Origin of the sequence: Caulobacter sp. 73W (assembly GCF_041021955.1) — a bacterium.
Classification (GTDB): Bacteria; Pseudomonadota; Alphaproteobacteria; order Caulobacterales; family Caulobacteraceae; genus Caulobacter.
Window position 1 is genome coordinate 3195911 of the sequence record NZ_CP158375.1, and the last position, 11590, is coordinate 3207500.

Annotated in this window: 11 protein-coding genes (1 of these 11 only partly in view); 7 read left to right on the plus strand and 4 right to left on the minus strand. The window is 67.4% G+C overall.

Translation table 11 applies throughout. The features are described 5' to 3' along the window. Positions 1 to 46: 46 nt before the first annotated feature. A complete protein-coding gene (locus ABOZ73_RS15250) occupies positions 47 to 253 on the plus strand; it encodes a DUF3126 family protein (protein WP_369058986.1) in 207 nt (68 codons plus the stop codon). Here ABOZ73_RS15250 and ABOZ73_RS15255 read toward each other — a convergent pair. Continuing rightward, entirely contained in the window at positions 250 to 1515 is a 1266-nt protein-coding gene (locus ABOZ73_RS15255; protein WP_369058987.1) for an MFS transporter, read from the minus strand. The two genes, ABOZ73_RS15250 and ABOZ73_RS15255, sit on opposite strands and share 4 nt — an antisense overlap. Positions 1516 to 1580: 65 nt before the next feature. Here ABOZ73_RS15255 and ABOZ73_RS15260 point away from each other — a divergent pair, with 65 nt between their 5' ends. Then, the gene (locus ABOZ73_RS15260; protein ID WP_369058988.1) at positions 1581 to 2186 is read left to right on the plus strand and encodes a TetR/AcrR family transcriptional regulator; all 606 of its coding nucleotides are present in this window, start codon (positions 1581 to 1583) and stop codon (positions 2184 to 2186) included. Between the two features lie 126 nt (positions 2187 to 2312). On the opposite strand, the gene ABOZ73_RS15265 is transcribed toward ABOZ73_RS15260, so the two are convergent. Next, positions 2313 to 3089 (minus strand): PhoH family protein, encoded by a 777-nt coding sequence (locus ABOZ73_RS15265; RefSeq protein ID WP_369058989.1) that lies wholly within the window; start codon positions 3087 to 3089, stop codon positions 2313 to 2315. 317 nt (positions 3090 to 3406) lie between these two features. Here ABOZ73_RS15265 and ABOZ73_RS15270 point away from each other — a divergent pair, with 317 nt between their 5' ends. The 4 genes from ABOZ73_RS15270 (at position 3407) to ABOZ73_RS15285 (ending at position 7421) form a co-directional block, all read left to right on the plus strand. Next, entirely contained in the window at positions 3407 to 3934 is a 528-nt protein-coding gene (locus ABOZ73_RS15270) for a gamma carbonic anhydrase family protein (protein WP_369058990.1), read from the plus strand. A 100-nt stretch (positions 3935 to 4034) separates the two neighbouring features. Then, on the plus strand, positions 4035 to 4679 hold the full coding sequence (locus ABOZ73_RS15275) for a glutathione S-transferase family protein (protein WP_369058991.1): 645 nt from the start codon (positions 4035 to 4037) through the stop codon (positions 4677 to 4679). Positions 4680 to 4776: 97 nt separating this feature from the next. Then, positions 4777 to 6438: a choline dehydrogenase gene (locus ABOZ73_RS15280; RefSeq protein ID WP_369058992.1), complete on the plus strand. Its 1662-nt coding sequence runs from the start codon at positions 4777 to 4779 to the stop codon at positions 6436 to 6438. Positions 6439 to 6476: 38 nt separating this feature from the next. Beyond that, positions 6477 to 7421 (plus strand): aldo/keto reductase, encoded by a 945-nt coding sequence (locus tag ABOZ73_RS15285; RefSeq protein WP_369058993.1) that lies wholly within the window; start codon positions 6477 to 6479, stop codon positions 7419 to 7421. Positions 7422 to 7427: 6 nt separating this feature from the next. Here the strand turns inward: ABOZ73_RS15285 and ABOZ73_RS15290 are convergent, their stop codons facing one another. Together ABOZ73_RS15290 and ABOZ73_RS15295 are read right to left on the minus strand one after the other, a co-directional pair. Beyond that, entirely contained in the window at positions 7428 to 7976 is a 549-nt protein-coding gene (locus ABOZ73_RS15290) for a PAS domain-containing protein (protein ID WP_369058994.1), read from the minus strand. 96 nt (positions 7977 to 8072) lie between these two features. Beyond that, positions 8073 to 10943 carry a M16 family metallopeptidase gene (locus ABOZ73_RS15295; protein ID WP_369058995.1) on the minus strand — a complete coding sequence of 957 codons (2871 nt, stop codon included), beginning with the start codon at positions 10941 to 10943 and terminating at the stop codon, positions 8073 to 8075. Between the two features lie 121 nt (positions 10944 to 11064). On the opposite strand from ABOZ73_RS15295, the gene ABOZ73_RS15300 reads away from it, so the two are divergent. Further along, positions 11065 to 11590: the 5' portion of a rhomboid family intramembrane serine protease gene (locus ABOZ73_RS15300; RefSeq protein WP_369058996.1), read on the plus strand. The gene runs 131 nt beyond the window's last position; only the first 526 of its 657 coding nucleotides appear in the window; it begins with the start codon at positions 11065 to 11067; its stop codon lies beyond the right edge, outside the window.

An 11590-nucleotide genomic window follows, 5' to 3' on the forward strand; every position in this document is an offset into this window, starting at 1 on the left:
GTTCGCGCCAAGCGCCACGGCGCGGAGCAATCAAGGAGCCACCCCCGTGGACGACAAGGACATCTCCCGAATCGAAGCGCACATGAAGCGCACGTTCGGCAACCCGCACATCGCCCTGAAGGCCCGTCCCAAGCAGAAGGACAGCGCCGAAGTCGAACTGAAGGGCGAGTTCATCGGCGTCATCTACGAGGACGAGGACGAAGACGGCTCCTTCACCTTCCAGATGGCGATCCTGGCCGAAGACCTCGACTAGGCCCTGATGACAGCCGGCCGCCGGATCGACAGCGATGCGGCGGCCGCGATCATGCCCGCGGCGCCGGCCATGACGAAGGCTTCCAGATAGCGCCCCTGGGCGGCGCGCAGCACCCCCGCCCCGATAGCCGCCGTCGCCGCGCCGATCTGGTGGCCCGCGGCGATCCAGCCAAAGACGATGGGGCCATCGCGGTCGCCGAACGCCTCGCTCGCCAGTTTCACGGTCGGCGGCACGGTGGCGATCCAGTCCAGCCCGTAGAACACCGCGAACACGCCCAGCGACACGATCGAGAAGTCCGAGAAGGGCAGGTAGATCAGGCTCAGGCCTCGCAGGGCGTAGTAGATGAACAGCAGCTTGCGCGGATCGTACCGGTCGGTGGCCCAGCCCGACAGCGTCGTGCCGACCAGGTCGAACAGACCCATCATCGCCATCAGCCCCGCCGCCTGCACCGGCGCCATGCCGTAGTCGGCGCACAGGGCGATCATGTGCGTGCCCACCAGGCCATTGGTCGTCAGGCCGCAGACGAAAAAGCCGATGAACAGCAGCCAGAAGGTCCGCGTTCGCGCCGCGCGGAACAGAACGCCGAAGGCGTAGGTCAGGGCCTTGCCGCCGGCAATCGTCTCCGGCTCCACATAATCGTCGCCGGCGCCGTAAGGCCGAAGGCCCACGCTCGACGGCTTGTCCGGAACCAGCAGCGCCGCCAGCGGCGCGAGCAGCGCCATGGCCGCCGCCACGCCGATGACGACCGGCCGCCAGCCGCCCTGCTGCGTCGCCCAGGCCATCAGCGGCAGGAAGAGCAGGGTGCCCGTCGCGGTGCTGGCGGTCAGCAGGCCGGTCATCAGGCCGCGCCGGGTGACGAACCAGCGGTTCACGACAGTGGCGCCTAGCACCATGGCCACCGCCCCGCTGCCCACGCCGCTGACCACGCCCCAGGTGGCCACGTAATGCCAAGGCTCGCTCATGAAGGCCGAGGCCCCGGTGGAGACCGCCATCACCGCCAGGGCGACGACCACGACGCGCTTCAGGCCAAAGCTCGACATAAGCGCCGCCGCGAAGGGGCCGGTCATGCCGTAAAGGAAGATCCCGATCCCGGCCGCCAGGGAGATGATCCCCCGATCCCAGCCGAACGCGTCCTCCAGCGGCTTCATCAGCACGCCGGGCGCCGAGCGCAGGGCGGCCGCCGCCAGAAGCGACAGGAAGATCACGCCCGCGACGACGAAGGCGTAGTTCTGGCCAAGGGCCCTGGGAAGGCGTAGGGTCATGTAACCGATCGGTACGTTGTTTTCTTGATAAGCGTACCGATCGGTTACATTGTCAAGTGAAGCTAATGTCCGACGCCGACCACATCACTACCCCGTCCAACGAGGCCGCCCCACGACGCGCGGGCGATAAGGTCCTCGACGCCGCCGAAACCCTTTTCTATGCGCAAGGCATCCGCGCCGTGGGCGTGGAGGAGATCGTCAACGTGGCGGGGGTGGGCAAGCCGAGCCTATATCGCGCCTTCGGCTCCAAGGACGACCTGACCGTCGCGGTGCTGCAGCGCCAGGAGGGCGGCTTCTGGAGCCGGTTGGATGAAGCCGAGGCGGCCCATCCCGGCGATGCGCGCGCCGCGCTCACGGCCTATTTCCATGGGGCGGCCGAACGCTCCAAGCAGCCTGGCTATCGCGGCTGCGCCCATTCGAACGCGGCGGTTGAATATCCGGAAGAGAGCCTGGTGCGGGCCGAGGCCTTGGGCTTCAAGCGGCGCCAGCGCGAGCGACTTACGGACATGGCCAGGGCCATGGGCGCGGATGATCCGCGAGCCCTGGCCGACGAGCTGCTGCTGATCTTGGAAGGCATCTACGTGACCCGCCAGGTTCACGGCCCCGACGGTCCTGCCCAACGGGCGGGAGAAGCCGCCGAGGCGCTCATCGCGAGACGATTGGGCGAGTAGGAAGAGAACAAATCCTCCCCCTTGGGGGAGGGGGACCACGAAGTGGTGGAGGGGGCTTGCCGATTCAGCCAGGCCCCCTCCGTCCTTTCAGGACACCTCCCCCAGAGGGGAGGATTTCAGCTCAGATCAGGTCAGCACGCCGAGCATCTCGGCGACCAGCGGGTGGCGCACGATGTCGCGGTCGGCCAGGCGGACGACGGCGATGTTGTCGACCGGATCGAACTTGTCGGCCACTTCCGCCAGACCCGATACGCCGGGCAGCAGGTCCGACTGGTGCGGATCGCCGGTGACCACCATGGTCGAGTGCCAGCCCAGACGGGTCAGCAGCATCTTCAGCTGCACGTAGGTGCAGTTCTGGGCCTCGTCGATGACCACGAAGGCGTTGTTCAGCGTGCGGCCGCGCATGTAGCCGACCGGCGCGATCTCGATGGCGCCTTCGGCCATCAGGGCCCGAACCCGCTTCATGCTCAACCGGTCGGACAGGGCGTCGTAGAGCGGCCGCAGATAGGGGGCCAACTTGTCCTCCATGTCGCCCGGCAGGAAGCCGATGGATTCGCCGGCCTCGACCGCCGGCCGCGACAGCACGATGCGCCCGACCTTGCCGGCTTCCAGCGCCTCGACCGCCTTGGCGATGGCCAGATAGGTCTTGCCCGTGCCTGCCGGACCCAGCGCCATGACCAGGTTCTTGCTGTCGATGGCCTCGATCAGCTGAGCCTGGCCGGCGGACTTTGGTTTTATTGTTTTTACGTACCCCTGCTCGCGATCATCGCCACGCCCGCCCTGATTGACCGGCGACCAGCCGCCGCGATCCACCGGCAAGCGGCGAACCTTCCCGTCGTCCTCGAACTGCGCAGAATTGAAAGCGCCTTCGCGCACCATCCGCTTCAGAGCACGCTTGGTCATCAAAGCCTCCGTTGGGGCATGAAAAAAGGACGCGTCCGCATGGATGCGCCCTTGGGGTGGTCGGTGGGGAGGTACGAGACGAAGTGACGAGCAGGGCCCGGCGGTCCGTAGACACTTGCCAATGAGGGCGGTTCCAAACCCCGCCAGGGACCCATACGCGACACCCGAAACTCCGTCTCAAGGAGACCACGGACGGACAGTCGCCCGCGGCGGGATCAAAGAGGTTTTCGCCTCTCGAATTGCCTCACTACAATGAGGGTAACGTGGTTTCTGATCCATTAAACAAGCGCGACGCTTAAATTAAGGATGGGTGTCATATGAGTGTCTATAAGCTGGGCGCCGCTGCTCCGACCCTCCCTGCGGACGGCGAATACTGGATCGCTCCAAACGCCAGCGTCATGGGCAATGTCGTTCTCAAGAAGAACGCCAGCATATGGTTCGGCGTCACCGTGCGCGGCGATAATGATCCCATCACCATCGGTGAGAACAGCAACGTCCAGGACGGCTCTGTTCTTCATACCGATCTTGGCGTTCCACTCACTATCGGGTCCAACTGCACCATCGGCCACATGGTCATGCTTCACGGCTGCACCATCGGCGACAACAGCCTGGTCGGCATCGGGGCCATTGTGCTCAACGGCGCCAGGATCGGCCGCAACTGCCTGATCGGGGCGGGGGCTCTGATCGCCGAGGGCAAGGAGATCCCCGACAACAGCCTGGTCATGGGCGCGCCAGGCAAGGTGATCCGCGAGGTCAGCGAGCACCAGGCCCAGATCCTCACCGGTTCGGCCCTGCATTATGTCGAGAACTGGAAGCGCTATGTGCGCGATATGGCGCAGGCCTGAGGCATTGTGCGCGCAGGTCACAATCAGCGTGAGGGAACATCGTTTTCCATGCCGCGCGACGCGGGCCATAGGACTGCGCACCTTTTCATAGGAGCGCGCCATGTCCCTGACCTTCGTCCTCGGCAACAAGAACTACTCGTCCTGGTCCATGCGGGTCTGGCTGCTGCTCAAGACCGTCGGCGCCCCCTTCGACGAGGTGATGATTCCCATCTATTCGCCCGGCGCCCGCGAACAGGTGCGCGCCATGGGCGGGGAGACGGGGATGGTGCCGATGCTGAAGGACGGCGATCTGGCCGTCTGGGACACCCTGGCGATCTTCGAATATCTGGCCGAGCGCTTCGACGGCGTCTGGCCGACCGATCCCGCCGACCGGGCCCGGGCCCGCAGCTATGCGGCTGAAGTCCACGCCGGCTTCAACGACCTGCGCGGCGCCATGCCCTGCAACACCCGCGCCCGCAATCGGCGTGCGGTGATCACCCCGGCCGTCGAGGCCGATATCCGCCGCGTTCTGGAGATCTGGGAGACCGCCGGCCGCCAAGGCACGCCTTGGCTGTTCGGCGCCTTCAGCGGCGCCGACATGATGTTCGCGCCCATCGCCACCCGCTTCCAAACCTTCGGCTACGCGCTGACCGGCCGGCCCCTGGCCTACCAGCAGGCGCTGCTGAACCACCCGCTGATGGTCGAATGGCTCGCCGCCGGCGTGGCGGAGCCGCAGGTGATCGAGGCCTCGGAGATCGGACTTTAGATTCGGGTGAGGGCGCTTCCCCAACGGCGCCCTTGCCACCGCACCGCACACGACCTCAATCTCAACCTAACAACGATAAGTTAGGGAGGCGGCGGTCATGGCCGGACGCTACGACTACATCATCATCGGGGCGGGCTCCGCCGGCTGCGTGCTGGCCGCCCGGCTGACGGAGGACCCCGACATCAAGGTCCTGCTGCTGGAGGCCGGCGGCAAGGACAACTCCATCCTTGTGAAGATGCCCGCCGGGGTCGGAGAGCTGATCAAGGCCAAGGGCGACTACAACTGGGGCTTCTGGACCGAGGCCGAGCCGCATCTGAACGATCGGCGCCTGTGGTGGCCGCGCGGCAAGGGCCTGGGCGGCTCCTCGTCGATCAACGGCATGATCTACATCCGCGGCCACGCGCGCGACTATGACCAGTGGCGCCAGATGGGCCTGGCCGGCTGGTCCTATTCGGAGGTCCTGCCCTACTTCAAGCGGTCGGAGACCTTCGAGAACGGCGCCTGCGACTATCACGGCGGGGAGGGGCCGCTGCACGTGTCGCGCGGCAAGTCTCCCAACCCAATCTATTCCAGCATCATCGAGGCCGGCCGCCAGGCCGGACACCCGGTGACCAACGACTTCAACGGCCATCAACAGGAAGGCTGGGGCCCCTACGACCTGACCATCCGCGACGGCCAGCGCTGGAGCGCCTCGGCCGCCTATCTGCGCCCGGCGCTTAAGCGCCCCAATCTGACCATCGAGATCGAGGCCCGGACCACCAGGATCCGCGTCGAGAACGGCCGCGCCGTCGGGGTCGACTATGTCCAGGGCAAGAACGTGCAGGCCAAGACCGCCTATGCCGACGCCGAGGTCCTGCTCTGCGCCGGAGCCGTGCAGTCGCCGCATATCCTGCAACTGTCCGGAATCGGCGATCCGGCCGAGCTGGCCACGCATGGAATCGCCACGGTCCATGAATTGAAGGGGGTCGGCGCCAACCTTCAGGACCACCTGGACGTCTGTCTGAGCTGGGACGTCACCCAGCCCATCACGGCCTACTCTTATAATAGGGGGCTGAAGAAGCTGGCGACCGGCCTGAACTACATGCTGTTCGGCCAGGGCGCCGGGCGGCAGAACTTCCTGGAATCGGGCGCCTTCCTCAAATCGCGCCCGGATCTGGATCGCCCCGACCTGCAGATCCACGTGGTGCTGGCCATCATGCAGGACCACGGCAAGGTGCAGGTGGAGAAGGACGGCTTCACCCAGCACGTCTGCCAGCTTCGCCCCGAAAGCCGCGGCCGCATCGGGCTGTCCTCGGCCGATCCGTTCGCCGATCCGGCTATCTTCGCCAACTATCTGTCGACCGAGGAAGACCGCCGCGCCATGCGCGAGGGGATCAAGATCGCCCGCGACGTGGCGTCCCAGGCCGCCCTCGATCCCTATCGCGGCGCCGAGCATGCGCCAGGCGCGGACGTGAAGAGCGACGCGGACATCGACGCCTGGATCCGTCGCAACGCCGAGACGATCTATCATCCGGTCGGCACCTGCCGCATGGGCGTGGCGGGCGACGCCATGGCCGTGGTCGACGATCAGCTGCGCGTTCAGGGAATCGCCGGGCTTCGCGTGATCGACGCCTCGGTCATGCCCAACCTGATCGGCGGCAACACCAACGCCCCGACGATCATGATCGCGGAAAAGGCCGCCGACCTGCTTCGGGGACGCGCCATGCTGGCCCCGCTCGATGTTCCGGTGTTCGGCGACGAACGCATGGCCGCCGCCTGACGTTATGAGTTCGAATCCCCCGGTAACGGAGTCTCCCGATGCAAAAACGCCCCCTCGGCCGTTCGGGCCTGTCCATCGCGCCGTTGATGTTCGGCGGCAACGTGTTCGGCTGGACGGCGGACGAGGCGACGTCCTTTGCCTTGCTGGACGCCTTCGTGGACGGGGGATTCGACGCCATCGACACCGCCGACGTCTATTCGGCCTGGGTTCCGGGCCATGTCGGCGGCGAGTTGGAGACGATCATCGGCAAGTGGCTGAAGAATTGCGGCCGCCGCGACGACGTGATCATCGCCAGCAAGGTCGCCAAGTGGCCAAAACACCCGGGCCTGTCGGCCGCCAACATCATCGCGGCCGCCGAAGAATTGCTCCAGCGGCTGCAGACCGACGTCATCGACCTCTATCAATCGCACGAGGACGACGAGAAGACGCCCATCGACGAGACGCTGGAAGCGTATGATCGCCTGATCAAGGCGGGGAAGGTGAGGGCGATCGGGGCGTCGAACTTCACCGCGCCGCGCCTGACCGAGTCGCTCAAGGTCGCCGCCGACAAGGGCCTGCCGCGCTACGAGACCCTGCAGCCCGGCTACAATCTCTACGACCGCGCCGAATTCGAGTCGGGCCTGGAGGTCGCGGCGCTGGAGAACGAGATCGGCGTCGTCTGCTATTACGGCCTGGCCAGCGGCTTCCTCACCGGCAAGTACCGGACCGAGGAGGATCTGGGCAAAAGCCCGCGTGGCCGTGGGGTGAAGAAGTACCTCGACGGCCGGGGGCTGCGAATCCTCGATGCGCTGGATGTGGTCTCGGCTGAACTGGGCGCGACCCAGGCCCAGGTCGCGCTCGCCTGGCTCATGGCCCGCCCGTCGATCACCGCCCCCATCGCCAGCGCCACCAGCGTCTCGCAGCTGAACGACCTGATGGGCGCGGCGCGCCTGGAGCTGTCGGCCGAGCAGGTGCTGCGCCTGGATACCGCCAGCGCTCAGTAAGCTGAGCTAGGCGATCCGCCGTCCGTCCAGCGTCGCCAGGCGCAGGGCGGGCGCGGCCGCCACCGCCGGATCGGCCCAGTGGATGGAGTGCATGGCCATGGGCGCGACCACTTCGTCGTTGTTGCGCTGCAGCGGCGCGGTCGGCTGATACAGGCCCAGATAACGGTCGACCTCGCCGTCCGGCCCGGCCAGGGGCGCCAGCAGCACCTCCATGCTGGCCGAAAGCATGCCTTCGGCGGTCAGTTCGGTGGTGATGACCACGGGCTCGGCCACGCGGCGGATCGATTCCAGCGCGGCCTGGACCTTGGGGCGATCCCCCACCGACCACAGGCGCAGGCCGTTCTTGCGGTTCAGCGCGCCGCCGTGGACGGCATTGAGAAATCCTCCGGCCAGCCGGAAGGGATAGAGTCCCGGCCCGTCGCGTCCCAGGATGAACACCTGCGGCAGCAGCTTGGCGAAGCTCGCCGGATCGATGTCCCGGCGCGCCGGCGCGCCGGCGTCGATACGCGCGGTCGTCCAGCAGTCGATCAGCTTTTGCGTGCCGGGATGGAACATCGGTGCGCTCCTGCCGCGGTCTTGCGTGACCGCACAGGGCTTGCTTGCGAATTGCGGGCCAGGGGCGACCTGTCCCATTCCGGCACAAAAAGGAGTTTACTTCCCCGGGACGATCACCAGTTTCCAGGCGCGCTCATCGCCCAGATAGGCTTGCGCGGCCTTCTGCACGTCCAGAGGCGACACCCGCTCGACACCCGCCTGGACAGAGCGGGTCGCGTCCAGCCGACGCGGGTCGGCCTGCGCGCCGGAAAGCTGGCCGATCCAGTACTCGTTGGTGACCCGGGCCTTCTCCAGGCCTTCCAGGCGAGGCTTCTTGGCGCGCGCCAGCTCGTCCTGGGACGGCGGCTTGGCGCGCAGGTCGGCGGCGATCTCCGAGACGGTCTTGAAGACCGAATCCAGCGTGGCGGGCGGCGCCTCGACGCTGACGGCCACATAGCCAAAGTCGGTCCAGACGAACGACGCCGTCGAGCCGGCCGAGGGTGAATAGGTCGCCCCCTGTTTCTCGCGCAGCTCGTCCTGCAGCCGCAGACGGAAGATGTCTGCCAGGATCGTGATGTCGCGGGCCCGCTGCGGATTGCTGAAGAAGTCGCCGGTCTGCCAGGCGATATAGGCCATGCCCTGGTCGTCGCGCCCCTTGTGGGTCAGACGCACCGGCGTCGCCGTCGGCTTGGGGAAGGTGGTGACGCGGGCGTCCGGTCCCGGCGCCGGCGCGGCGACGCGGGCCGGCAGGGCGCCGAAGGTCTCGGCCACCGCCTGGGTCGCCTTCTCCACGGTGATGTCGCCGACGATGATCACCTCGATCTGCCCGGTCGACAGGGGCGCCAGCTGCGCCTTCAGGTCATCGACCGTGGCGGCCGCCATTTCCTGGCGGCTGGGGAAGGTGAAGCGGCGATCGCCGCCGCGCAGCAGTCCGGCCAGATCGCGGGCCAGCACGCCGTTGTCGGTGGCCTCGTACTGGTCGTGCAGGGTCTGGCCGAAGGTCTTGATCCGCTGGAACGCCTCGGGCCGCCAGCCCGGCTCGGTCGCGTAAGCCGCCAGGACCTGCAGTTCGGTCGGCAGGTCGGCGGTGCGGGTCGAGCCGCTGAGGACAAAGGCGTCGTCGTCCATGCCCAGCTGCGCGCCCCAGACCTTGGAGGCGAGCACCTGCTCGGTGTCCTGAGCGCTGATCTTGGCCAGCCCGCCCTCCGCGAAGGCGCTGGCCGCCCAGTTCACGCTCTGCTTGTCCCTGGGCAGACCCAGATAGCCGTCGCCGATCCGAACACGCACCAGAACCTGATCGTCGCGGAACTTGGTCGGCTTCACCGTCAGCCGCACGCCGTTGCTGAAGCGGATGAAAGCCGCATCCAGATCGGTGATGTCCTTCTGTTCGGCCACCGTCCCTGGCGCGCCGAAGCTCTGATAGGGCCATTCGATGGCGGCCGAGGCGGCCTGCGGCGTCACCTCCACCTTGCGCACCGACGCCAGTTGGTCGGCCAGAGCCTTGTCGCCGCCCTGCACCGGGGAGCCCGTGGACAGGATCGCCACGGGACCGGCGCCTTCGAACGCCCGCTTGACGGCGTCGGACACGGTCTGCGCCTTCAGATCCTTCACCGCCGCGTTGAACGCGGCCAGATCCTGCTGCGGGCTGGTCACCACCTCGTGGTCATCGAGGCTGCCGACAATGACGTTGGCCAGCGTCGGGGTGCGCTGGGTCGCGGCTCCGGCGACGCGGGCCTCCAGCAGGGTGCGCAGTTCGGCGATCTCCCGGTCGAGCTCTTCCTGCCGCACGCCGTACTTGGCGATGCGGCGCTGCTCCAGGTCGATGGCGGCTAGGGCCTGGCGCCAGCCGTTCGGCTCGGCGGTGGCGCTGATGGTCGTGGCCTTGGCCGCGTGGAACTGGTCGAACGAGAAGGCGCCGGCGGCGATGAACTGCGGATCGGCCCCGCGGCTCAGCGCGCCGAACCGGCGGTTCAGAACCGCAAAACCCAGCCGCTCGATCAGGTCACGCTTGCGGTTGGCGGCGGTGTCGGCCGACAGGTCCGGCGCGGTCAGCCATGACAGCTGCAGGGACGTCGCCGCTCCCGGCTGGACGATGACCTTGGCCTCGGTCCCGCGCTTGGCGACGGCGCCCAGATCCGGATCGACGCCGGCCGGGCCGACGCCCCGCCAGTCGGAGAACCGTTCCTTGATCTTGGCTTCCATGACGTCGACGTCGAAGTCGCCGACCACCACCAGCACCGCCCGCTCGGGCCGATAGAAGCGCTGGTAATAGTCGACCAGCTGCTCGCGGGGGGCCGTCTTGATCACCTCCACCTGGCCGATCGGCAGGCGCTGCGGGGGACGCTGGCCCTTCAGCAGGAAGGCGATGCCCTCCTTGAACACGCGATAGGCCGGGGTGTCGCGGTCGCGCTCCTCGGACAGGATGACGCCGCGCTCGCGGTCGACCGCCTCGGCCGAGATGGTCAGTTCGCTGGCCACGTCGCGCATCAGGTCCAGGCTGACCTTGACCGTCTCATCGTCGGTCTTGGGCAGGTCCAGCTTGTAGATCGTCTCGTTCCACGAGGTCGACGCGTTGGTGTCGGCGCCGAACGCCAGGCCGTGCCGTTCAAGGATCTTGATCATCTCGCCTTCGGGCACGGTCTTGGAGCCGTTGAAGGCCATGTGCTCGAGGAAGTGGGCCAGGCCCTGCTGGGCGTCGGTCTCCATCAGCGACCCGGCGTCGAAGCGCAGCCGAACCGAGGCCTGCCCCGGCGGGGTGGCGTTGCGACGGATCGCATAGCGCATGCCGTTGGGCAGGGCGCCGAAGCGGACCGCCGGATCGGCCGCGATGTCGGAGACCGCCTGCGGCCACTGACCGGGCGCCTGCGCCTGGGCCGCCGCGGCCTTGTCGCCGCCAAGGAAGGGAAGGGCCGATGCGCCGCCTGCGGCGCTGATCGAGAGGGCGAGGACGGAGGCCGTGATCAGGAACGGCCGGGACGTGCGCAGCATAAGTCGCCTGGGCATTTATAGGGGCGCGCACCTTCGCCGCCGGATGCGGCGCAAGCAAGGCGTCGTTTGGTCCGCCGGTTTTGCATGGCCTCGCCGCGCGCGATCGCCCATATGCAAGGGAATGTACAAGATTAACGATCCCGCACCGCCGCCGCGTGAGCCCGCGTTCAACGCACCCTGGCCAGCCCTGCTGCTGACCCTGGCGATCCTGGGCAGCTATGCGCTGCAAAGCCGGCTGCTGGATGACGCGGGGCTTTATGCCCTGGCCCTGGTGCCGGCGCGCCTTCAGCAAGGGGAGTGGACCGGCCTTGTGACCTCCATCTTCCTGCATGGCGGCTGGGTCCACGTCCTGCTCAACAGCGCCTTCGCCCTGGCCTTCGGCACGCCGATCGCGCGCCTGCTGGGCGTGAGCCTCAAGGGAGCCATCTTGCTTTGGGGCTTCTTTCTTCTATGCGGGGTTGCCTCGGGAGCGATCTACGCCCTGATCCATCAAGGCTCGATGGGGGCGGTGATCGGCGCATCGGGCGCGGTGTCGGGGATGATGGGCGCCGCCGCGCGCCTGATAGATCGCCGCGGCGTGCTCGGCCCGATCCTGAGCCCGTCCGTCATGTCCACGGGCGCGGCCTGGATCATCGTCAACCTGCTGG

Excerpts from the sequence above, each read along its gene's own strand:
- ABOZ73_RS15255 (WP_369058987.1), bottom strand. The coding sequence starts at position 1,515 with ATGACCCTACGCCTTCCCAGGGCCCTTGGCCAGAACTACGCCTTCGTC.
- ABOZ73_RS15260 (WP_369058988.1), top strand. The coding sequence starts at position 1,581 with ATGTCCGACGCCGACCACATCACTACCCCGTCCAACGAGGCCGCCCCA.
- ABOZ73_RS15265 (WP_369058989.1), bottom strand. The coding sequence starts at position 3,089 with ATGACCAAGCGTGCTCTGAAGCGGATGGTGCGCGAAGGCGCTTTCAAT.
- ABOZ73_RS15270 (WP_369058990.1), top strand. The coding sequence starts at position 3,407 with ATGAGTGTCTATAAGCTGGGCGCCGCTGCTCCGACCCTCCCTGCGGAC.
- ABOZ73_RS15275 (WP_369058991.1), top strand. The coding sequence starts at position 4,035 with ATGTCCCTGACCTTCGTCCTCGGCAACAAGAACTACTCGTCCTGGTCC.
- ABOZ73_RS15280 (WP_369058992.1), top strand. The coding sequence starts at position 4,777 with ATGGCCGGACGCTACGACTACATCATCATCGGGGCGGGCTCCGCCGGC.
- ABOZ73_RS15285 (WP_369058993.1), top strand. The coding sequence starts at position 6,477 with ATGCAAAAACGCCCCCTCGGCCGTTCGGGCCTGTCCATCGCGCCGTTG.
- ABOZ73_RS15290 (WP_369058994.1), bottom strand. The coding sequence starts at position 7,976 with ATGTTCCATCCCGGCACGCAAAAGCTGATCGACTGCTGGACGACCGCG.
- ABOZ73_RS15295 (WP_369058995.1), bottom strand. The coding sequence starts at position 10,943 with ATGCTGCGCACGTCCCGGCCGTTCCTGATCACGGCCTCCGTCCTCGCC.